We start from the raw sequence: 22,915 nt of genomic DNA, 5'->3' as shown, positions 1-22,915 counted from the left end.
TATATCGCTGGCTGGCACGAAGCGTGCAATCTACATTTACAGCGCAAACACCCAATTATTTAACATTCAAATAACTTTTTATTTACCGGAAGAGGTCGCTATGTCGCAGTCAATTACCCGCCAGAATTTCGACGATTGGATGATGCCCGTTTATGCCCCAGCTTCTTTTATTCCGGTACGTGGTGAAGGGTCGACGTTATGGGACCAGCAAGGCAAAGATTACATCGACTTCGCGGGCGGCATCGCAGTGAACGCTCTCGGTCATGCCAATCCTGAACTGCGCAAAGCGCTGGAAGAACAGGCGGCAAAATTCTGGCATACCGGCAATGGCTACACTAACGAGCCGATTTTGCGTCTCGCAAAACAGCTGATTGATGCCACTTTTGCCGAGAAAGTGTTCTTCTGCAACTCCGGCGCTGAAGCCAATGAAGCGGCTTTAAAGCTGGCGCGTAAATACGCACATGACAACTTTGGCCCGCAGAAAAGCGGCATCGTTGCTTTCAAAAATGCCTTCCATGGCCGCACGCTATTTACTGTTTCCGCTGGTGGACAACCGGCTTATTCACAAGATTTTGCCCCGTTACCACCGCAAATCAGCCACGCGATTTATAACGACCTGCAATCTGCCAGTGAACTGATTAATGAAAATACCTGCGCGGTGATTGTGGAACCGATGCAGGGTGAAGGCGGCGTGGTGCCAGCTGACCCAACATTCCTGCAAGGCTTGCGCGAACTGTGTGATCGTCACAACGCAGTGCTGATTTTCGATGAAGTACAAACTGGTGTGGGCCGTACCGGCGAGCTGTACGCTTACATGCACTACGGCATTACGCCGGATGTGCTTTCAACCGCCAAAGCATTAGGTGGCGGCTTCCCGATCGGTGCCATGCTGACGACTGATAAATTCGCCAAAGTGATGGTGGTGGGCACCCACGGCACCACTTACGGCGGTAACCCGCTGGCGGGTGCGGTTGCCGGGCGAGTAATGGAAATCATCAATACGCCTGAAGTGCTTAATGGCGTGAAACAGCGTCACGCCTGGTTTGTGGAGCGTTTAAACAACATTAACCAGAAGCATCAGTTGTTCAGTGAAGTGCGCGGCCTGGGGTTGTTAATTGGCTGCGTATTGCAACCACAGTACAACGGAAAAGCTAAACTTATCTTACAGGCTGCCGCGAATGAAGGTTTGATGATGCTGATCGCTGGCGCGAATGTGGTGCGTTTTGCACCGGCATTAATTGTCAGCGAAGGCGAAGTGCAACAAGGGTTGGATCGTTTTGAGCGCGCCTGTGAACGCTTCTTAGCGGGAGAGCAATCATGATGGTTATCCGTCCGGTTGAGCGCGGTGATATATCCGGGCTGCTGGCGTTGGCGGGTAAAACAGGCGGCGGGTTGACCTCGCTGCCTGCGGATGAAAAAACGCTGTCGGCACGTATCGAACGCTCCATTCATACCTGGCAGGGTGGCCTGCCAAAAGGCGAACAGGGCTATGTTTTCGTCCTGGAAGATTCCTCAACCGAACGCGTGGTAGGTATTTGCGCCATTGAAGTTGCCGTCGGGTTAAACGACCCCTGGTACAATTACCACGTTGGCACACATGTTCACGCTTCCAAAGAGCTGAACATTTACAACGCGTTGCCGACGCTGTTTCTCAGCCACGATCACACCGGCAGCAGCGAGCTTTGTACGTTATTCCTTGATGCTGACTGGCGCAAAGAGGGCAACGGTTACTTACTGTCTAAATCGCGCTTCCTCTTTATGGCAGCGTTTCGCGATCGTTTTAACGACAAAGTGGTCGCTGAGATGCGCGGCGTGATTGATGAACATGGCCATTCACCGTTTTGGGAAAGCCTCGGCAACCGCTTCTTCTCAATGGAGTTTAGCCGTGCAGATTACTTGTGCGGCACCGGGCAGAAAGCGTTTATCGCCGAGTTAATGCCAAAGCATCCTATTTATACCGATTTCCTGTCGGCCGAAGCACGGGCGGTGATTGGTAAAGTGCATCCGCAAACGGCCCCAGCGCGAGCGGTTCTCGAAGCGGAAGGTTTCCGCTACCGCAATTACGTGGATATTTTCGACGGCGGGCCAACGCTGGAATGCGACATCGACAGGGTTCGCGCGATTCGTAAAAGCCACCTGGTGGAACTGGTGATTGGACAACCGGCAACCGAAGAGCTGCCAATGTGTCTGGTCGCCAATGAAAAATATAATGATTTTCGTGCCATGTTGATTAAGGCGAACCCAAAAGGTGACCGCCTGATTGTTGATGCCCAAACCGCTGATGCCCTGAAATGCAGCTCCGGTGATCGGATTCGTTTGGTGCGTTTGTGCCCCGAGGAGAAAAAAGTATGACTCAGTGGATTAATGGACAATGGCTTTCCGGGCAGGGTGAATCACTGCAAAAGCATAATCCGGTGAATGGCGAGTTGCTGTGGGAAGGCATTGCTGCGGATGCGCAGCAAGTCGGGCAAGCGTGTGATGCGGCGCGTGTTGCATTTCCGGCATGGGCGAAACGCCCGTTTTCCCATCGTCAGGCAATTGTTGAGAAATTTGCCACGCTGCTTGAGGCCAACAAAGAAGCATTAACCGTCACCATTTCTCAGGAAACCGGCAAACCGCGCTGGGAAGCGGCCACCGAAATCACGGCGATGATCAACAAAATCGCCATCTCGATTAAGGCTTACCACACGCGTACTGGCGAAACTCACACCGAAATGCCAGACGGCGCGGCTACATTACGCCACCGTCCGCACGGCGTGTTAGCGGTGTTTGGCCCGTATAACTTCCCAGGGCATTTGCCAAACGGGCATATCGTGCCGGGTTTGTTGGCGGGTAACACGATTGTCTTTAAACCAAGTGAACTGACGCCGCTGATTGGCGAACAGGTGATGAAACTTTGGCAACAGGCAGGGGTGCCGGATGGCGTGCTGAACCTGGTGCAGGGCGGGCGTGAAACCGGGCAGGCGTTAGCGCAACAGCCAACGCTCGACGGTTTGTTGTTTACCGGCAGCGCGAATACCGGTTATCAACTTCACCGCCAGTTTGCCGGGCAGCCGGAGAAAATTCTCGCGCTCGAAATGGGCGGAAACAATCCGCTGATCGTCGAAGATCCTCAGGATATCGACGGAGCTGTTCATCTGGTGATTCAGTCGGCATTTGTCACCGCCGGGCAGCGTTGTACCTGTGCGCGCCGTTTGCTGGTTAAACAGGGCGCGCAGGGCGATGTATTCCTGAAGCGTCTGGTAGAAGTGGCGGCGCGTATTCGCCCTGATGCCTGGGACGCCGTACCGCAACCCTTTATTGGCGGGCTAATTTCAGTTCAGGCCGCTGAACGCGTGCTGAGCGGCTGGCAGGAGCATATCGCGCGCGGCGGCAAAGCGTTGCTTGAGCCGAAGCTACTGAAAGCCGGAACCTCGTTGCTAACGCCGGGAATTGTCGAACTAACGGGTGTCGCCAATGTGCCAGACGAAGAAGTGTTTGGCCCGTTGCTGACCGTTTATCGTTATACCGATTTCGACCAGGCGATTGCCATGGCCAATGACACTCGTTATGGGCTGGCGAGCGGGTTGATTTCGCCACATCGTGAGCAATTCGAGCAACTGTTACTGGAAGCGCGAGCCGGGATTGTGAACTGGAATAAACCGTTAACCGGAGCTTCCAGCGCGGCACCCTTTGGCGGCGTTGGTGCATCTGGCAACCATCGTGCCAGTGCCTGGTATGCGGCAGATTACTGCGCGTGGCCAATGGCTACACTGGAAAGCCCGTCATTCCCGCTGCCTGCCACCCTCAGCCCTGGGCTTGATTTTAGCGGTAAGGAATAATCATGAAAGCGCGTGAAGTTAATTTCGATGGACTGGTGGGCTTGACCCACCATTACGCAGGGCTGTCTTTCGGCAACGAAGCTTCCACGAAGCACCAGTTCCGTGTCTCCAACCCGAAGCTTGCCGCGAAACAAGGCTTGCTGAAGATGAAAGCGCTGGCGGATGCTGGTTTTGCACAAGGGGTGATTGCGCCACAAGAAAGACCCAATATTCCTTTGCTGCGCCAGTTAGGTTTTAGCGGCACTGACGCGCAAATTATTGAGCGAGTGGCAAAGCAAGCGCCGCAACTGTTATCGGCAGTCAGTTCCGCTTCATCTATGTGGGTGGCGAACGCAGCAACGGTTTGCCCGTCGGCGGACAGCTTAGATGGCAAAGTGCATTTCACGGTGGCGAATCTTAACAACAAATTCCATCGTGCCAGTGAAGCGCCCACTACTGAAAACGTACTGCGCGCCATCTTCCGTAACCAGCAGCATTTTTCTGTACACGCTGCATTGCCGCAAGTGGCGATGTTTGGCGATGAAGGGGCGGCTAACCATAACCGCCTTGGCGGTGCGTATGGTGAGCCATCCACCCAACTGTTTGTTTACGGCAGGGAAGAGGCCAAAGCCGGACAGGCTCCGGCACGTTACCCCGCTCGCCAGACGTTAGAAGCAAGCCTGGCGGTGGCGCGCCTGAATCAGGTCAAACCTGAATTAGCAGTCTACGCACAACAAAACCCAGCGGTTATCGACCAGGGCGTTTTCCACAACGACGTAATTGCGGTATCTAATCGCGAGGTGCTGTTCTGCCACGAGCAGGCATTTTTGCATCAAGAGGCGCTTTACCAACAGTTGCGTGAAAGAGTGCCTGGTTTTAGCGCCATTGAAGTTCCGGGCGATAAAGTATCGGTGGCGGATGCGGTGGCAACCTACCTGTTTAACAGCCAGTTGCTCAGCCGTGACGATGGCAGCATGACGTTGGTGTTGCCGGAAGAGTCACGCCAGCACGCGGGTGTGTGGCGCTACCTTAATGAAGTGCTGGCGGCAGATAACCCAATCAGTGAACTGAAAGTGTTTGATCTGCGTGAAAGCATGGCGAATGGCGGTGGGCCTGCGTGTTTACGCTTACGCGTGGTGCTCAACGATGCCGAGCAACAAGCGGTTAATCCTGCGGTCATGATGAACGACACTTTGTTTGTCACGCTCAATAACTGGGTAGATCGCTGGTATCGTGACCAGTTAACGCAGGCCGATTTAGCCGATCCGCAATTACTGCGTGAAGGTCGCGAAGCACTCGATGAACTGACGCGTATACTAGACTTAGGTTCTGTTTATCCGTTTCAGCAATAGCTGGAGGCACAATGTTGGATTTTCTGGCGCAAACCCTGGCAGGGAAAGTGCCAACTCATAGCGCAGGTAAGAATACTCATCTGCATTGGCAATGGTGGGATGAAGGGATTTTGACCCTTATTCCACATCAAAGCGTGGAAAAAACGCTGGTGTTATCGGCGGGCATTCATGGTAACGAAACTGCACCGGTGGAAATCCTCGCGCAGTTAGTGGACAGCCTTCTGGCAGGCAAGATGGCTTTGCAGTGGCGGGTGTTGGTGATCCTCGGCAACCCTGCGGCGTTGCGAAGCAACCAGCGTTATCAACACAGTGATATGAATCGCATGTTTGGCGGCGGCTGGCAGCAGTTCCCGGAAAGCGTGGAAACGCAGCGTGCCTGTCGCCTGGAGCATGCGTTAGATCTGTTTCTGGCCGAGTGCGAAGAGACGACTTGCTGGCATCTGGATATGCACACTGCGATCCGCAGCTCGTACCACCCGCGTTTTGGCGTGTTACCGGCGCGCGCTTTGCCTTACGATGAGGAGTTTCTCACGTGGTTAGGCTGTGCCGGTTTGCAAGCGCTGGTGTTTCATCAGGAACCGGGCGGCACATTTACCCATTTCAGTAGCGAGCATTTTAATGCGCAGAGCTGCACGCTGGAGCTGGGGAAAGCACAACCGTTTGGTGAAAACGATCTTAGCCAGTTTGAAGTGACCCGCCAGGCGTTGCAGGCGTTGTTGAGCGGTGAAACATCTCCTTGTGCCGAGAGCAAACCGCTACGTTACAAAGTGGCGCAGCAGATCACGCGCCTGAGCGATGACTTTGCGCTGCATATGTCAGCGCAAACGCAAAACTTCACCGGGTTCCCAAAAGGCACTTTGCTGGCTGAAGATGGCGACACGCGCTATGTCGTGAAAGAGGATATCGAGTTTGTTTTATTCCCGAATCCGAAGGTGGCAATTGGATTGCGAGCCGGTTTAATGCTGCGCGAGATATGATTATTTCTGGCCTCGAATTCTGAGGCCAATAAATAATCACCCTTGCTGACAATAAGATGCAGATAATTCTTATTCGATGCTTTATTCAACATTCTAATTACGCTACACTCTCTTCATAATTCCTTTAAAATCATCGCTTTGTTATATTCTGTTGCAATTCCTGCCTGCTTTATCCTTATTCTCTCCATAATTGCTGCAAATTTGTTTTTTACCCTTGCAATGCTTTACCGATGCGGACTATTACTTGACGCAGAACACCGTAGACTTAATTTCGTCAACGCGGCAAACCTTGTCGTAATAGAAATCAGAACAGGAATAAACAATATGCGTAAACTAACAGCTCTCTTTGTTGCTTCAACTCTGGCTCTGGGCGCGGCAAATCTGGCTCATGCAGCTGACACCACCACGGCGGCCAAAACGGATGCACCAATGATGCACCATAAAGGTATGCGTGGCGGCAACCACGATATGATGTTTAAGGACCTGAACCTGACCGACGCGCAGAAACAGCAAGTGCGTGACATCATGAAAGAACAGCGCGGTAAAATGGAGCGTCCTTCAGTAGAAGAACGTCGTGCGGCGCACAACATCATCACCAGCGACAGCTTCGATAAAGCCAAAGCACAGGCGCAAGTCGATAAAATGGCTGAACAGAACAAAGCTCGCATGATGGCTCATATGGAAGCGCAGAATAAGATCTACAACATTCTGACGCCGGAGCAGAAAAAACAATTTAATGCCAATTTTGAGAAGCGTCTGACAGAACGCCCTCAACATGAAGGTAAAATGCCTGCAGATCAGGAATAACTGATCGATTGACTTAAGACCGCCGGTTTTGTCCACAAAGCGTTATCGCAGTGGGCAGAACCGGCGGTTTTCTTTTACCCGTCCTGCAACTCGAATTATTTAGGGTAAATATCTTAATCTTCAAATTTTTTGTAGGGTGGATAAGCGCAGCGTCATCCACCATTAACGACTCGCCACTCAGGCTATTTGCTGCGCACTACTCAACATCGAACGAATAAGCTGTTCGAGCAACGGTTGCAGTTGCTGCGCACGATCGCCGCGCCATGCGAATGGCGGCTGTTCATCCATATAATTGCACTGCGCCAGTTCCAGTTGCACCGCGTGGACCCCTTGAGCGGGTTGCCCGTAAGCACGGGTAATGTAGCCCCCTTTGAAACGCCCATTCGCTACCCAACTAAACTGTTTCTGCGAAGCCGCGCAAGCCACCAGATGCTCTTCAATCAGCTCATCACAACTCTTGCCACCGTTGGTCCCGAAATTGAGATCCGGTAGTTTCCCTTCAAACAAACGCGGAATCTGGCTGGCAATAGAATGCGCGTCAAACAACAGCGCGTAGCCATGCTCGGCTTTCATTCTTTCCAGCTCGCTTTGTAATTGCAGATGATAAGGCTGCCAGATATTGTCCAGCGCTGCTTTGCGCGACTGCTGGCTGGGTTCTTTACCGGGGATAAAAACCGGCGTTCCATCAAACAACGTTTCAGGATACAACCCGGTAGTGGCGGTGGTGTAGAGCGGTTTATCATCGGCGGGGCGGTTTAAATCGATAACCATGCGCGAATAGTTACCGCTAATCACGCTGCCGCCCAACGTATGGATGAAGTCATAAAGTTTTGGGATATGCCAGTCGGTATCTGGCAATGGTTTTGCTGCATCGCTTAACGCCGACTCAACTTCTGGCGTTAGAGCCGTGCCTGCGTGAGGAATGCTGATAAGGATCGGCAGTTTCCCTCGGCTGAAATTAAAAGGTGCTGTCACGTTTCTCTCCCTGATAAATCACGGTGCAGGGCAGTTGCCCCCCTAACCAATAGACCAGTTCTGCAGGACGCGCCACGGGCCAGTGCACAAAGTTAGCAACTTTCCCGCACTCAAGACTGCCGTGGCTTTCACGAATCCCCAAAGCCTGCGCGGCATGCAACGTCACACCCGCCAGCGCTTCTTCAGGCGTTAAGCCAAACAGGGTGCAGGCCATATTCAACATTAAACGTAATGAGAGCGCCGGAGAGGTGCCTGGATTCATATCACTGGCGACCGCCATCGGCACGCCATATTTTCGAAATGATGCCACTGGTGGCTGCTGTTTTTCCCGTAACAGATAAAATGCCCCCGGCAACAGCACCGCAACGGTATTGGCTGCGGCCATTGCTTGTGCGTCAGCCTCGGTGGCGTATTCCAGATGATCGGCAGATAACGCCTGGTAACGCGCCGCCAGGCTACTGCCCGCGAGAGCGGAAAGTTGTTCGGCATGAAGTTTTACCGGCATGCCTAAAGCGCGGGCGGTAGCAAAAACGGTTTCAGTTTGCGCGGGGCTAAAAGCCAGATGCTCGCAAAACGCATCCACCGCATCCGCCAGCTTTTCGGCGGCGACTCGCGGCAGAAGTTGTTCGCAGACTACTTCAACCCATTTGTCGCCATCGCCGCTGAACTCCGGTGGAATGGCATGTGCGGCAAGACAAGTGGCATACACTTCGACCGGCAATGTTTCGCCAAGTTTGCGAATCACGCGCAGCATTTTGATTTCGTTGTCGATATCCAGCCCATAGCCTGACTTAATTTCGACTGTCGTCACTCCTTCTTGCAAAAGCTGGTGCAAACGCTGACGAGCCGAATTCAGCAGTTCATCTTCGCCAGCTTCGCGCGTGTGGCGCACCGTGGAGAGGATCCCACCACCTTTTGCGGCAATTTCTGCATAGCTCACGCCATTTAAACGCATTTCAAATTCAGCACTGCGATCGCCACCGAACACCAGATGGGTATGACAATCAATAAAACCAGGGGTCACAATCCCGCCATCAAAATGGTGATGTTCCTGCGCCTTAATGGCAAGGAGTTCGTGACGTGCACCCAACCAGACGATTTTCCCTTGATGCACCGCGATGACACCGTCTTCAATCGTGTGGTACTGCCCGTCTTTCATAGTGACAAGCGATGCGCCACTCCACAGGCTGTCGCAGATGCGAGGGTAGGTCATGACATTCTCCACGTCAGGTTGTATAGACAATTGACTACAACCTAGCGCAGCATATTAAGTTGAGCAACCAGGTTGCGACTAAAGCACCGGGCAACTGCTCATTTTGTTGTCCGTCACACAATTTTTTAGCAAACGATGAATTTGGATTGCGTCGGCATGAATTAATCGCTAAATCATTGTCATCGCAAAAGAAGGAATTAAAACTATGCCAGCATTTTTTGCTCCAGTGGTCATGCTCCCGCAAGGTTGGGGGCACAACGTGCGTATTAGCGTCAATGAACAAGGGACGATTACTCATGTCGAGGTTGGCGCGTCTGGTGAGAATGCCACGCTGCTGGCGGGCGTGGTGATTCCTTCTATCTCGAATTTACATTCGCACGCTTTTCAGCGGGTGATGGCCGGGCTGACTGAAGTGGCGGGCGACCCGCAGGACAGTTTCTGGACGTGGCGCGACATGATGTACCGCATGGTGCAGAAATTGTCCCCAGAGCAAGTCGGTGCGATTGCCACGCATTTATATATCGATATGCTCAAGGGCGGTTACACGCAGGTCGCTGAATTTCATTATTTACATCATGACATTAACGGAAAACCGTACGCGTCTGGTGATTTGATGCTACAGCAATTGCTGCTTGCTGCCGATAACAGCGGAATAGGGCAAACGCTATTGCCGGTGCTGTATAGCCATGCGGGCTTTGGGGCGCAGCCACCACAACCCGGTCAGAAAAGATTTATTCAGGATGTCGACCGTTATTTGCGCCAGCAACAAGCACTGGGCACCGCATTACGTCGCTATCCGCATATTAATCACGGCCTGTGTTTCCACTCGTTGCGGGCGGTGACGCAAGAGCAAATGGAAGATGTCCTGGAAGCGAGCGACTATCGCTTGCCGGTGCATATCCATATTGCCGAGCAAGAAAAAGAAGTGAATGATTGCGTGGCCTGGAGTGGTGAACGCCCGGTGGAATGGCTGTTTAACCGCTTTGCCGTCGATGACCGCTGGTGCCTGGTTCACGCCACGCATTTGTCGGCTGAAGAGTTGACCCAAATTGTCGAAAGCCGCGCGGTGGCGGGCTTGTGTCCGACTACCGAAGCGAATCTCGGCGATGGTATCTTCCCGGCGACGAATTTCATCGCCCAGGGCGGGCATTGGGGGATTGGTTCCGACAGCCATGTTTCAGTGAATGCGCTGGAAGAATTACGCTGGCTCGAGTACGCGCAGCGTCTGCGCGACAAACGTCGTAATCGCATCGTGTTGCCGGAACTACCGCAGGTTGGAGAAGTGCTCTGGCGCCAGGCGGCAGTAGGCGGAGCGCAAGCATGCGGGGTGACCATGGGGATGATAGCGCCTGGGCAACGTGCCGACTGGTTAGTGCTCGAACGCGATTCCTGGCTGGCAAATATTGCCGATTACGCGCTGATTAACCGCTGGTTGTTTGCTGGACGCAGTGACCAAATTAGAGATGTGTGGGTGGCTGGAAAACAGATAATTTCTGACCGGCAGCACCCGCTCGATGAACAAAGCAACACACAGTTTGCGCAGGTAATGCGCACCCTTCAGGAGTGGTGATGGAATTCTTTGATATACGGAAAGTGCCCGTCAGCTTGTGGCGAAACGGGGCCGGAGAAACCCGAGAAATTTGCTGCTTTCCGCCTGCAACGCGTGATTTCAACTGGCGCGCCAGTATTGCCTCAATCGCCAGTAGCGGCGAGTTTTCGGCTTTCCCGCAGGTCGACCGTGTTATCACTTTGCTTGAAGGCGGCGAAGTCGTTCTGGATGCCGGAAAGGCGTTTCGTCACACCCTTAAGCACTTTCAGCCGTTTGCCTTTGCCGGGGATTACACCGTAAAAGCCGAGCTGAAACAGGGGATGTCGATGGATTTTAATATCATGACCCATCGTGACCGTTGCCGCGCCAAAGTGCGCGTTGCCGACCGCACATTCACCACTTTCGCCCCGCGTGGCGGCATTGTGTATGTGTTGAGTGGTGAATGGCAACTGGGTGACAAACTGCTGACGCCGGAGCAAGGCGCGTGGTGGCAAGATGGCCGCCACACTTTGCGCTTGCTGAAAACCGAAGGGAAATTGCTGTTTAGCGAAATCACTTACCTCTGACTACTGCTGAAACTCCCCACTAACTGATAACGCGTGCCCGGATACAACAGCCGGGCCACCGTCACCACCTGCGAATGATGCCAGGTTCGCCGTTGAATCAACAGGCAAGGCTGGCTGGCAGTCACTTCGAGCAGCCCTTGCTGTGTTTCATCCGCCAGCACCGCTTCGACGATATGTTCGCCCGAGGTTAACGGCGCAACCTTGCTCAAATAATGGTGCGGGGTGATGGTGCGGAAATCTTGCTGTAAATAATCTGCGGCCAGCGCCGGATTCACATACCGCGTTTCAAGCTGTACCGCCATATCGTTATCGTAATGAACCAGTTGCGAATAAAACAGCGGCTCGCCAATGTTCACTGAAAAGGCGTGTGCCAGTTTTTCATCGGCTTGCACTTGTTCAAGTACCACGACCTGATTGCGATAATGGTGACCGCGCGCGGCGATCTCCTCGGCAATGCTGCCCACTTCCAGCATTGCGGTATGGCCTTTTTGCTCGGCCACAAACGTCCCGACGCCCTGCATCCGCACCAGCCAACCTTCTCCGGTCAGCTCGCGAAGCGCGCGGTTGATGGTCATTCTGCTGACATTGAGCGCATTCACCAACTCAGTTTCCGACGGCACGCGCTGATGAGCAAGCCAGCTGCCGCTGCGAATCTGGCTAATAATCGCCTGCTTAACCCGCAAGTAAATCGGCGCGGGCAAATCACTGATAGCGGCGCGTAGTTGGGCAAGAGGCTGCGTATCTGACATCAACGGTTCCTTAAAAATGGCATTTTGCGGTGAAAGCGGGATCTCGCTCACTGTTCAATAAAAATTACCTATTACCTGCTGGCGGTCATTTGGGTTTATTCGTTAGGTTGTCTATACAACCATATACGTTCATATGAATTGATGCCATCAGGATGTCGCTATGTCACTGCAAAAAAAGCTGTGTTGTCTTACTCCAGGGCGCGTAACGCTCGCCACTCTGCGTGAAATCTACCACGGAAGCGTCACTCTAAGCCTTGATCCGCAGGCGGTTGATGCTGTCGTGAAGTCACAACAAACCGTTGAAGCCATCGTCAACCAAGGCGATGTGGTTTACGGCATTAATACGGGTTTTGGCAAACTGGCGCAAACCACCATTGCCAAAGACCATTTGGCTGAACTGCAACGCAATCTGGTGCTTTCGCACAGCGTTGGGTTAGGGAAACCGTTGCCAGATGACGTGGTACGCCTGGTGATGGCGAGCAAAATTATCAGCCTGGCGCGCGGCCATTCCGGTGTGCGTATGAACGTTATCGACAGCTTATTGCGCCTGTTTAATGCCGGTGTGATGCCGGTTATTCCGGAAAAGGGTTCGGTTGGCGCATCGGGCGATCTCGCCCCGCTGGCCCATCTTTCGCTGATGTTACTGGGCGAAGGAAATGTGCGTATTAACGGCGAAGAAATACCAGCCGTTGCCGGGCTAAAAATGGCGGGCGTCGAGCCGTTAGTGCTCGGGCCAAAAGAGGGGCTGGCGTTACTCAACGGCACCCAGGTTTCGACGGCGCTTGCGCTGCGCGGCTTGTTCGAAGGCGAGAAAGTCTTTGGTGCAGGGCTGGTGGCGGGGGCGTTATCGCTCGAAGCGATTAAAGGTTCGGTAAAACCGTTTGATGCGCGCATTCACGAAGCGCGTGGGCAAACCGGGCAAATTGATGTTGCTGCCGCTGTCAGAGCGTTGCTGGCAGACAGCGAGATTGTCGATTCCCATCAACACTGCGGGCGTGTGCAAGACCCGTATTCCATTCGCTGTGTGCCGCAAGTGATGGGCGCATGCCTCGATAACCTGCGCCACGCGGCACGAGTGCTGCAAATCGAAGCCAATGCCGCATCCGATAACCCGCTGGTGTTTAGCGAAACCGGTGAAGTGATTTCTGGCGGCAATTTCCACGCCGAGCCGGTGGCCTTTGCCGCCGATATTATCGCGCTAGCGGTAGCTGAAATCGGCGCGATTTCCGAGCGCCGTCTGGCATTGTTGCTGGATACCGGGCTTTCTGGCTTGCCGCCATTCCTGGTGAAAGAGGGCGGAATTAACTCCGGCTTTATGATTGCCCAGGTCACCGCCGCCGCACTGGCATCGGAAAACAAATCGCTGGCGCATCCTGGCAGCGTTGACAGCTTGCCAACCTCGGCCAACCAGGAAGACCACGTTTCGATGGCGACTTACGCTGCTCGCCGCTTGGGTGACATGTGCTTCAACACCGCCGCTGTGGTGGGCATTGAAGCGATGGCAGCCGCGCAGGGCATCGAGTTTTCGCGCCCGCTGCGCAGCTCACCACTCATGGAGCAGGTGTTCAACGGTGTGCGTGAGCGCGTCGCCTTCCTCGAGAAAGATCGCTTACTGGCGCCTGATATTGAAAGCATGCGCCAGTGGGGTGCCAGCGGTGAGTTGCCTGCTGTGATTACTCAACTGTTTCCTTCTACATCGGCCTGAAGCCGGGAGCCACTACAATGACTGAATCTGTAAAACAGGCGGTAGCCCGCACGGTACGCGCTCCACATGGCAACACATTACATTGCGAAAACTGGTTGATCGAAGCGGCTTACCGCATGATCCAGAACAACCTTGATCCTGATGTGGCAGAGCGTCCGGAAGATCTGGTGGTGTACGGTGGGATCGGCAAAGCGGCACGAAACTGGGAGTGTTTTGAGCAGATCCTCGCTTCGCTACGCAGCCTGAAAGCCGATGAAACGCTGTTGGTGCAGTCCGGGAAACCGGTAGGGATTTTCCGCACCCACGCCGACGCACCACGTGTGCTAATCGCCAACTCCAACCTGGTGCCACACTGGGCGAACTGGGATCATTTCCACGAACTCGATAAAGCCGGGCTGATGATGTACGGCCAGATGACTGCTGGCTCGTGGATTTACATCGGTGCGCAGGGCATCGTGCAGGGGACGTTTGAAACCTTCGCGGAAGCTGGACGCCAGCATTACGGTGGCGATTTGCGCGGCAAGTGGATCTTGACTGCGGGACTCGGTGGTATGGGGGGCGCACAACCGCTGGCAGGCGTGTTAGCGGGCGCTTCGGTGCTGGCTATCGAATGCCAGGAGTCACGTATTGATTTCCGTCTGCGTACCCGTTACCTGGATTACAAAGCAACCAATCTTGACGAAGCGCTGGCAATGATCGAGCAAGCCAATGCGCAGAAAAAAGCGATCTCGGTTGGGCTGCTGGGTAATGCAGCAGAACTGGTGCCTGAACTGGTTAAACGCGCCAAGGCGGGCGGCATTAAACCAGACATCGTCACCGATCAAACTTCGGCTCATGACCCGGTCAACGGCTATTTGCCGCTGGGCTGGACAGTTGAACGCTGGCAGAGCGAGCGCACCACACAGCCAAAAGTGGTCGAGAAAGCGGCGCGTGAATCGATGGCGGTGCACGTTCAGGCCATGCTCGATTTCTGGGAGATGGGCGTGCCGACGGTGGATTACGGCAACAATATCCGTCAGGTGGCATTCGATGAAGGTGTAGAAAATGCCTTTGATTTCCCAGGCTTTGTTCCGGCCTACATTCGCCCGCTGTTCTGCGAAGGAAAAGGTCCATTCCGCTGGGTGGCGCTGTCGGGCGATCCGCAAGATATTGCAAAAACCGATGCCAAACTCAAAGAGCTGTTCCCGGATAACCAGAATCTGCATCGCTGGCTGGATATGGCGCAAGAGCGTATTGCCTTCCAGGGATTACCGGCGCGTATTTGCTGGCTGGGGCTGGGAGAGCGCCATCGTGCAGGGCTGGCGTTTAACGAAATGGTGCGTAACGGTGAGTTGAAAGCGCCGGTGGTGATTGGCCGTGACCATCTGGACTGCGGTTCGGTGGCGTCACCAAACCGTGAAACCGAGTCGATGAAAGATGGCTCTGATGCGGTTTCCGACTGGCCGTTGCTCAACGCATTATTAAATACGGCTGGTGGTGCGACATGGGTCAGCCTGCACCACGGCGGTGGCGTGGGGATGGGCTTCTCGCAACACGCCGGAGTGGTGATTGTTGCTGATGGCACACCGGAAGCGGAAGTGCGCTTAGGTCGCGTATTGTGGAATGACCCGGCAACGGGCGTGATGCGTCACGCCGATGCCGGTTATGAGAGTGCCATTGAGTGTGCGAAGCAGCATGATTTGAAGCTACCGATGGTGAAATAACGCGTTAACCATAACGGCGGGTTGCTAGCCAACACAGCAGTGACCCGCCAACCACCATAATGACTCCCTGCCAGAATCCCCAACCCGGATGTAACCCCAACCACAAACTGGCGATTAACGCCGAAAGCACTGGCGTGAAATACGATGCGGTTGCCAGCAACGTCATATTGCCGCGCTGAATGCCATGGTTCCATGCCGAATAGGCCAGTGCAGTCGATGCACCCATAAATAGCAATTGCAGCGTGGCAGGCAGCGTAAAGTGAATCGGCGCTTCGTTAACGAAGGCAAACTTCACCCACAGCACCAGCGCGGTGGCGCAGAAAAACAGCGACACGCCATTTTTCCCGTCACTCCAGCGGCGCGTAATATTGCAGTACAACGCCCAGATTAGCGCGGCGGCGAAAGCGAGGCTGTAAGCCAGCGGGTTGTCGAGAATGTTGTGCCACATCTGTAGCACCGACCAGTCGCCATCGCCTTTCATCACCTGAACGATGCCCGCAAGGGAAAGCGCAAGTCCTGGCCATAACCATAAATTGCTGCGTTGTTGATTGATAAACAGCGCCAGTAAAATGGTCAGGCTCGGCCACAAATAGTTAATCATCCCCAGTTCCAGCGACTGGCTGCGGTTGTGCGCCAGCCCGATAGCCAGCGCGAGGCAGATTTCATAGCTGACGAATAACCCGCCGCCAATCCACAAATAACGAGTCGGGATTTCGCGGATTTTCGGTAAACCACGCGCCAGGCACAAGCAGACCGCGCTAACGGTATAAATTAGCGCGGCACCGCCAACCGGGCCAAAGTGTTCGCTGATGCTGCGTAATAAACCAACCGAGGTGCTCCAGAGGAGGATCGCCAGCAGCCCAAAGGCGGTGGCGCGTTTTGCAGAGCTGTCCATGTGTATCCAGAGTGGTATTGGCGGATGGCGCTGCGCTGGGAAAACCCGTTGTAGGTCGGATCGCAGCGTCACCCGACGCTATTTTCAGAAATGGCTATTTCCAGAAATCGTCAAACACCGTGATGGGTGTGCGGCGTTTGTGTTCGGTTTTCAGATACCAGCCTTCGATGATTTTGCTGGTGGCATCGTCCAGAGTTTTACCTTCCAGATAATCGTCAATCTGTTCGTAAGTCACGCCCAGTGCGGCTTCGTCCGGCAGAGAAGGGCGGTCGTCTTCCAGATCGGCGGTTGGCGCTTTCTGATACAAGTGTTCCGGGCAACCGAGTGTTTTCAGCAGCGCTTTGCCCTGGCGCTTGTTGAGGCGGAAAATTGGGTTGATGTCAGTGCCACCATCGCCGTATTTGGTGAAGAAACCGGTCACCGCTTCAGCGCCATGATCCGTTCCCACCACTACGCCTTTGGTCATTCCCGCAATGCTGTACTGGGCTTTCATGCGCTCACGGGCTTTTTCGTTGCCACGGATGAAATCGCTCAGTTCAATACCCGCTTCACGCAGCGCCTGTTCGCTTGCCAGCACCGCACCTTTAATGTTCACGGTTAATACGCGATCGGGCTGGATAAAGGTGATGGCGTCCTGGCAGTCTTGCTCATCAGCCTGCACGCCGAATGGCAAACGGACGGCGATAAACTGATAGCTGTCGTCAGCGGTTTCCTGGCGCAATTCGCTAATGGCGAGTTGGCACAGTTTGCCGGTCAACGTGGAATCCTGGCCGCCGCTAATACCCAGAACCAGAGACTTAATAAACGGATAGGTTTTCAGATACGATTTCAGAAAATCGACACTGACACGAATTTCGTGTTCGGCATCGATCTGTGGTTTAACCCCTAGTGCCTGGATAATCTCTTGTTGCAGAGCCATTTAACCCTCCGGTTGCGGTGTGCCTGCGCGCGCAGGCAGCCATAGTCATATTTGTTAAAACTACCCGTTTGTCGGTAAAACGACAAGACTCATGCGATCGCTCCGGAATCATTTGACGCGATTTAGAGCGATTTGGCGCTAACCTGATGTTATGTCGGGTAATCCTAAATTTTGTTCATTTGGTCTGAATAGTTGAAAAAACCGCTTTTATATTCCAGGCTTATCTAACACGTTTAAGCAATTCCCTGAAAAACGAGGATAAAATATGAACAAGAATTTTGCGGGTTTTTTATGTGCAGCAGCGGTTATGACTATGCTTGCGGGTTGTACTGCCTACGACCGTACCAAAGATCAGGTCGCCACGCCGGTCGTGAAAGACGTGAAAAAAGGCATGAGTCGTGAGCAAGTGCAGCAGATTGCCGGTAAACCTTCGTCAGAAGTAACCATGATTCATGCGCGTGGGACTTGCCAGACTTATATTCTTGGCGAACGTGCAGGCAAAACCGAGACTTACTTTGTTGCATTGGATGACACCGGGCATGTGATCAACTCCGGCTATCAGACTTGTGCCGAGTACGATACTGACCCACAGACCAAGAAATAATATTGTAGTTTTGTCGGATGGCGCTAACGCTTATCCGACCTACGAAATGCAGTTGTAGGGTGGATAAGCGCAAGCGTTATCCACCTTTTTTTTGGGTTAAGCCGGAATATGCCCAACCTTATTATGGCGGGACCAAACCCGATGTGCGGCGAGTAGTGTCAGGAATTCATCGGTAAATAAATTCGTGACACTGTCACCTTCTATGACGCCTTCCTCGCCCTGGCTATCAATGCCCAGTTTGGTTTTAAACTGGCGGGCATCTCCGGCAAGGCCAATCACCTTCAAGTGTTTATAGGCTTCCAGTAAATAATATGTCGCGTCGCCATTGCTCAGAATGGTTTGCAGATCGCCTCCCGGCACTATCACGGCGTCGACACTGACCGATGGCGAACCGGCAAAGGTAGCGCCAATCGGCAGTAAAGAACCGTCGTCCGCGCTTACTTCGCCCATGCGCGAGAACAGCAGTTTGCTATGCACACCCTGAGCTTTCAGCGCCTGCATCACCGCCAGAACATCTGCCGCATTGGCTTTTTCACTGAGTAGAATCGCCACCACGCGGCCTTTCACCGAACCACTTGGCACCGCATACAGACTCAGGCTGGGGTCTTTCTTCAGGCCGTTGACATCTTTCGGTGGTGCAACGTGCATTTGCTCGTCGGAAAGCTCAATTCCGAGATTTTCAGCAACCGGTTGGGCGAGTGAAATATCAATGTGCGTCAGGTGATCCAGCACTCTTTCGCGGATATACGGTCTTGCCACTTTGGACAATTCAAAGCTAAAGGCGCTGATAATATGTTGCTGTTCGACTGGCGTTTGGCTTTGCCAGAACAGCCGCGGCTGCGAGTAATATTCACCAAACGATGGGCTGCGTTCGCGAATCTTATGTCCTTCAACCCGCGTTTGATAACTCTCAAAGCCGCCACGTTTCGGCCCCGGAGGCGTTTCGCGCGGCCAGTTATCGTTAATGGAGTTCGGTTCGTAATTGGCAGGATTGCTGTCAATATCCATGCGGTGCATGCCATCACGCTGGAAATTGTGATACGGGCAGGTGGGGCGGTTTATCGGGATTTCATGGAAATTCGGGCCACCCAGGCGGCTGATTTGTGTATCGGTGTAGGAGAATAAGCGCCCCTGCAACAACGGGTCATTACTGAAATCAAGCCCCGGAACGATATGCCCCGGATGGAATGCCGCTTGTTCGTTTTCGGCAAAGAAGTTATCCGGATTACGGTTGAGCGTCATTTTGCCCACCAGATGGACTGGAACCAGTTCTTCCGGAATTAGTTTGGTCGGGTCTAACAAGTCAAAATCATATTTGAATTCGTCTTCTTCAGGGATTAATTGCAGCCCCAGTTCGTATTCCGGAAAATCGCCGGCTTCAATAGATTCCCATAAATCACGGCGGTGGAAGTCAGGGTCGCGGCCCGTTAGTTTTTGCGATTCATCCCACACCAGCGAGGCTTTACCGGCGGTCGGTTTCCAGTGGAAGCGCACGAACGTCGCTTTGCCTTCGGCATTAATCATGCGGAAAGTATGAATCCCGAAACCTTCCATGGTGCGATAGCTGCGCGGCAGGCCGCGGTCAGACATCGCCCACATGACGTTATGCAGGGTTTCAGGTTGCAGGGAAACATAATCCCAGAAGGTGTCGTGGGCGCTGCCACCTTGCGGGATTGCCCAGTGTGGCTCTGGTTTTACCGCGTGGACGAAATCGGGGAATTTATGTGCATCCTGAATAAAGAATACCGGCGTGTTGTTGCCGACTAAATCGAAAATACCTTCGTCGGTGTAAAACTTGGTGGCGAATCCGCGGATATCACGCACGGTATCGGCTGAACCTGCACCGCCCTGCACGGTAGAAAATCGCACAAAGACCGGGGTGATTTTGTCGGGGTCTGAAAGGAAATCTGCTTTGGTAATTTCTGCCATATTCTTGTAGGGCTGGAAGTAACCGTGAGCCGCAGAACCACGAGCATGGACGATGCGCTCGGGGATACGCTCATGGTCGAAGTGGGTAATTTTTTCCCGCAGGATAAAATCTTCCAGAAGCGTAGGCCCGCGCGTACCGGCACGCAGTGAGTTTTGGTCATCGGCAATGCGCACACCTTGATTGGTGGTAAGCGGGAAGTTTTCTCCATCTTTGCGATGTACATCGAGGGATTTCAGTTTTTCGTTGGAGGTATCTGGGCTTTTATAACTTCCTGCAGCGGTAGGTTGCGCTCCTGGTGAACTGGGGTCGGTGGAAGGACGGTGAGAACCATCTTCAGGTGCCAGAGAATCCATACCGGGCTTTGATTCATTGGCGTCATGTATTGGTGCACTGTGAGTTAAAGGATGTTTATTGTGCGTCGACATTGAATATTACCCCTTTAGTTAAAGCTGTTTTGTCGGGCAAAACAGCTTTAACTATAGAACAAGGTCATCTCAACGCGAGACGTGGAGGGGCGTTCTCCGTTATCATAGCGAAGTTACTCCTCAATTTAGTTTTGATTCCATTGCCTATGAAACCTTTGCGCCAACCGAATACTCGCCCTGTTCTTACGTATCAACCACGCGTTGAACCCGTACCACCGGCTCATGCGTGGCGAGTTGAAGGATTTAAAGACGTGTGGATGCTGCGTAATCGCTATGTGGCTTTTGTGCTGGTGGGAGATGCGTTCCGTCAGTCGCCGCCATTTACATTACCAGAGTCAGCGCAGCGTTGGGCGATGCAGGTAAGAAGTGAGAATGATGTAGGCTGATCTATCCATCATCCTTCAAGTTGCAGGGGTGTTGGCTGCAACTCGAATGCTAACGGGTATCGAATGACGGCGGTTTTACCCGCCGTTACTGATTTCTTCAAACTCTTCGCAGCCGGTATCAAACCCTTCCGTGCAACTGACGTTCAGCCAATGCAATGCTTTCTGTTTATTGGTCGCGATAAAGCCTTTTTCACCATTTAAAAACAGCATTCCTGCCCAGTATTCGGCATAACCCGTGCGGGAAAGTGCCGAGCTGCGCTTGAACCAGAATGCCGCTTTGTCATCGTCTTGCACCACACCCACGCCATTTGCGTACAGCATGCCGTAAAACATTTGGGCATCGACCGCTGAGTCACTCTCAATGTCCTGTGAGGCGCTTTCCAGTAACTGCATGGCTTTCGAATAATCGGGCTTGCCCGCCTGGGTGTTCACCAGAATACGCGCCAGAACCACGCTTCCTGGTTTACTGCCGTGGGCGACGGCCTGTTCGGCTAACGATTTTGCCTGCTGGTAATCGCCATTTGCAGGATCATGGATTTTGAGTTGGGCCAGCAGAGCCATAGCATCGGCGTCACCCTGGGCCGCTGATTTTGCCGCCCAGCTTTCCGCTTGCTGATATTCGCCCGCACTGAAAAGGGTATCGGCAAGGTAAAACTGGGCGCGGCTGTCACCTTCCTGCGCATGTTGCAGGTAGGGGCTGTCCGGTGTTTCAGCCCACGCCGATGAGACACACAACAGCAATAAAAAATAGAGTCGTTTCATAGAAAGAAGGGGTCCGTAGGAGACAATTTTATTTTGGCACCCTTTTGGGGCGCTCTATTTTATCAATAAAAAACGGCTCCCTTTTCAAGGAGCCGTTGTATTGTCGCAGATTCTACGGTGGTTTAGCTACTGCTTAGCGATGTGCCAGTTCGGCTTCTTCGTCGCTATTGAGTATTTCTTTATCGGTTTGTTTCATCAACTGGCTGGTGATGGTACCTGCCGTCATGGAACCGCTGACGTTCAGCGCGGTACGGCCCATGTCGATAAGCGGTTCAACCGAAATCAGCAATGCCACCAGCGTGACCGGCAAGCCCATGGCTGGCAGGACAATCAGGGCAGCGAATGTTGCACCACCACCGACACCCGCAACGCCTGCGGAGCTTACGGTGACAATCCCGACCAGTGTGGCAATCCAGACTGGATCCAATGGGTTGATACCGACGGTTGGCGCGACCATCACGGCCAGCATCGCTGGATACAGACCCGCACAACCGTTCTGACCGATAGTGGCCCCAAACGACGCGGCAAAGCTGGCGATGGACTCAGGCACACCCAGACGGCGAGTTTGAGCTTCAACGTTCAATGGAATACTGGCTGCACTGGAGCGGCTGGTGAAGGCAAAGGTCAGCACAGGCCAGACTTTGCGGAAGTATTTCAGCGGGCTCACACCGTTGACAGCCAACAGAACCGCGTGCACGCCGAACATAATTGCCAGACCGAGGTAAGAGGCCACCACGAAACTACCGAGTTTGATGATGTCTTGCAGGTTTGAACCAGCAACAACTTTGGTCATCAGCGCAAGAACACCGTACGGCGTCAGTTGCATGACCAGACGCACCAGTTTCATGACCCAGCTTTGCAGCGTGTCAATCGCAACCAGAACACGCTCGCCTTTTGGCGCATCGTCTTTCAGTAGTTTAAGAGCTGCTACACCGAGGAACGCGGCGAAAATCACCACGCTGATGATCGACGTTGGGTTAGCCCCTGTCAGGTCAGCAAACGGGTTCTTCGGCACGAATGACAGAATCAGTTGCGGTACGCTGAGGTCAGCCACTTTACCCACATAAGTGGTTTCGATTGCGCTCAGACGAGCGGTTTCAGCGGTGCCTTGCACCAGGCCTTCAGCCGTCAAACCAAACAAGTTGGTGACTAGCACGCCGACCAGCGCTGAAATCAGCGTGGTAAACAGCAATGTCCCGATGGTCAGAACGCTGATTTTGCCCAGAGAAGAGGCGTTATGCAGACGTGCCACCGCGCTCAGGATAGAGGCAAATACCAGCGGCATGACGATCATTTGCAGTAATTGAACATAGCCGTTACCGACAACGTTAAACCACTGAATAGACTGTTTCAGTACCGGACTGTCTTCGCCATAAATGGTGTGTAATGCAAGGCCAAAGACCACACCGATCACCAGACCAAGCAGTACTTTTTTTGCCAGACTCCACTGTTTGTGGCGAGTTTGTGCCAGCAACAGCAATAGAATAACGAACACGATAACGTTCGCTATGAGTGGAAAATTCATCCCCGTATCTCCTGAGTATATTTTAAACAGATGGACTGATTGCCACCTTTATTCTGTAAATCGTACCAGAACC

At 53.3% G+C, this 22,915-nt stretch carries 20 protein-coding genes; 12 read left to right on the top strand and 8 right to left on the bottom strand.

All coding sequences use genetic code 11. The features are described from left to right. The first annotated feature begins 100 nt into the window (after positions 1–100). The 6 genes from EC843_RS16080 to spy all read left to right on the top strand — a co-directional run bounded on the left by EC843_RS16080 (position 101) and on the right by spy (position 6,936). Complete coding sequence (locus tag EC843_RS16080; protein WP_064547587.1) at positions 101–1,321, top strand: aspartate aminotransferase family protein; 1,221 nt, start codon at positions 101–103, stop codon at positions 1,319–1,321. Then, a complete protein-coding gene (gene astA / locus EC843_RS16075; protein ID WP_064547585.1) occupies positions 1,318–2,352 on the top strand; it encodes an arginine N-succinyltransferase in 1,035 nt (344 codons plus the stop codon). The genes EC843_RS16080 and astA overlap by 4 nt, the downstream gene beginning before the upstream one ends. After that, positions 2,349–3,821: a succinylglutamate-semialdehyde dehydrogenase gene (astD, locus tag EC843_RS16070; protein ID WP_133522594.1), complete on the top strand. Its 1,473-nt coding sequence runs from the start codon at positions 2,349–2,351 to the stop codon at positions 3,819–3,821. The genes astA and astD overlap by 4 nt, the downstream gene beginning before the upstream one ends. Before the next feature lie 2 nt (positions 3,822–3,823). Next, positions 3,824–5,152: an N-succinylarginine dihydrolase gene (gene astB, locus EC843_RS16065; protein WP_133522593.1), complete on the top strand. Its 1,329-nt coding sequence runs from the start codon at positions 3,824–3,826 to the stop codon at positions 5,150–5,152. A gap of 11 nt (positions 5,153–5,163) precedes the next feature. Further along, positions 5,164–6,129: a succinylglutamate desuccinylase gene (gene astE, locus EC843_RS16060; RefSeq protein WP_133522592.1), complete on the top strand. Its 966-nt coding sequence runs from the start codon at positions 5,164–5,166 to the stop codon at positions 6,127–6,129. Positions 6,130–6,453: 324 nt separating this feature from the next. After that, positions 6,454–6,936: an ATP-independent periplasmic protein-refolding chaperone Spy gene (gene spy / locus EC843_RS16055; protein WP_064547577.1), complete on the top strand. Its 483-nt coding sequence runs from the start codon at positions 6,454–6,456 to the stop codon at positions 6,934–6,936. Between the two features lie 177 nt (positions 6,937–7,113). Here spy and hutG read toward each other — a convergent pair whose 3' ends face one another. Further along, the gene (gene hutG / locus EC843_RS16050) at positions 7,114–7,911 is read right to left on the bottom strand and encodes an N-formylglutamate deformylase (RefSeq protein ID WP_121815434.1); all 798 of its coding nucleotides are present in this window, start codon (positions 7,909–7,911) and stop codon (positions 7,114–7,116) included. Next, positions 7,895–9,124 (bottom strand): imidazolonepropionase, encoded by a 1,230-nt coding sequence (gene hutI / locus EC843_RS16045; protein WP_133522591.1) that lies wholly within the window; start codon positions 9,122–9,124, stop codon positions 7,895–7,897. Before hutI ends, hutG begins: the two co-directional genes overlap by 17 nt. Positions 9,125–9,329: 205 nt before the next feature. Between hutI and EC843_RS16040 the strand changes: the two genes are divergently transcribed. Next, entirely contained in the window at positions 9,330–10,694 is a 1,365-nt protein-coding gene (locus EC843_RS16040; protein ID WP_133522590.1) for a formimidoylglutamate deiminase, read from the top strand. Next, complete coding sequence (gene ves, locus EC843_RS16035; RefSeq protein WP_064547570.1) at positions 10,694–11,239, top strand: environmental stress-induced protein Ves; 546 nt, start codon at positions 10,694–10,696, stop codon at positions 11,237–11,239. Before EC843_RS16040 ends, ves begins: the two co-directional genes overlap by 1 nt. Here the strand turns inward: ves and hutC are convergent. Further along, on the bottom strand, positions 11,230–11,988 hold the full coding sequence (hutC, locus tag EC843_RS16030; RefSeq protein ID WP_064547568.1) for a histidine utilization repressor: 759 nt from the start codon (positions 11,986–11,988) through the stop codon (positions 11,230–11,232). The two genes, ves and hutC, sit on opposite strands and share 10 nt — an antisense overlap. A gap of 160 nt (positions 11,989–12,148) precedes the next feature. On the opposite strand from hutC, the gene hutH reads away from it, so the two are divergent. Further along, positions 12,149–13,693 carry a histidine ammonia-lyase gene (hutH, locus tag EC843_RS16025; RefSeq protein ID WP_121815437.1) on the top strand — a complete coding sequence of 515 codons (1,545 nt, stop codon included), beginning with the start codon at positions 12,149–12,151 and terminating at the stop codon, positions 13,691–13,693. Between the two features lie 17 nt (positions 13,694–13,710). After that, positions 13,711–15,396 (top strand): urocanate hydratase, encoded by a 1,686-nt coding sequence (gene hutU, locus EC843_RS16020; protein WP_064547564.1) that lies wholly within the window; start codon positions 13,711–13,713, stop codon positions 15,394–15,396. Positions 15,397–15,400: 4 nt separating this feature from the next. Here the strand turns inward: hutU and yddG are convergent, their stop codons facing one another. Continuing rightward, positions 15,401–16,291, bottom strand: a complete 891-nt coding sequence (gene yddG / locus EC843_RS16015; protein WP_064547562.1) for an aromatic amino acid DMT transporter YddG — start codon at positions 16,289–16,291, stop codon at positions 15,401–15,403. A gap of 94 nt (positions 16,292–16,385) precedes the next feature. Continuing rightward, the gene (gene nadE / locus EC843_RS16010; RefSeq protein WP_064547560.1) at positions 16,386–17,210 is read right to left on the bottom strand and encodes an ammonia-dependent NAD(+) synthetase; all 825 of its coding nucleotides are present in this window, start codon (positions 17,208–17,210) and stop codon (positions 16,386–16,388) included. Between the two features lie 265 nt (positions 17,211–17,475). On the opposite strand from nadE, the gene osmE reads away from it, so the two are divergent. Continuing rightward, positions 17,476–17,814: an osmotically-inducible lipoprotein OsmE gene (osmE, locus tag EC843_RS16005; protein ID WP_064547558.1), complete on the top strand. Its 339-nt coding sequence runs from the start codon at positions 17,476–17,478 to the stop codon at positions 17,812–17,814. A gap of 96 nt (positions 17,815–17,910) precedes the next feature. Here the strand turns inward: osmE and katE are convergent, their stop codons facing one another. Then, positions 17,911–20,169 carry a catalase HPII gene (gene katE, locus EC843_RS16000; protein ID WP_133522589.1) on the bottom strand — a complete coding sequence of 753 codons (2,259 nt, stop codon included), beginning with the start codon at positions 20,167–20,169 and terminating at the stop codon, positions 17,911–17,913. A 146-nt stretch (positions 20,170–20,315) separates the two neighbouring features. Between katE and cedA the strand changes: the two genes are divergently transcribed. Further along, entirely contained in the window at positions 20,316–20,555 is a 240-nt protein-coding gene (gene cedA, locus EC843_RS15995; protein ID WP_064547621.1) for a cell division activator CedA, read from the top strand. Positions 20,556–20,630: 75 nt separating this feature from the next. Here the strand turns inward: cedA and EC843_RS15990 are convergent, their stop codons facing one another. Both EC843_RS15990 and EC843_RS15985 read right to left on the bottom strand, forming a co-directional pair. After that, positions 20,631–21,317 carry a tetratricopeptide repeat protein gene (locus tag EC843_RS15990; protein WP_133522588.1) on the bottom strand — a complete coding sequence of 229 codons (687 nt, stop codon included), beginning with the start codon at positions 21,315–21,317 and terminating at the stop codon, positions 20,631–20,633. A 133-nt stretch (positions 21,318–21,450) separates the two neighbouring features. Further along, positions 21,451–22,842, bottom strand: coding sequence for an L-cystine transporter (locus tag EC843_RS15985; RefSeq protein WP_064547552.1), 1,392 nt, complete (start codon positions 22,840–22,842; stop codon positions 21,451–21,453). Positions 22,843–22,915 lie beyond the last annotated feature (73 nt).

The sequence above is a fragment of the Buttiauxella sp. JUb87 genome (assembly GCF_004361975.1).
GTDB lineage: Bacteria > Pseudomonadota > Gammaproteobacteria > Enterobacterales > Enterobacteriaceae > Buttiauxella > Buttiauxella ferragutiae.
Note: the sequence above shows the minus strand (reverse complement) of the source record. Positions and strands in the feature narration are given on the sequence as shown.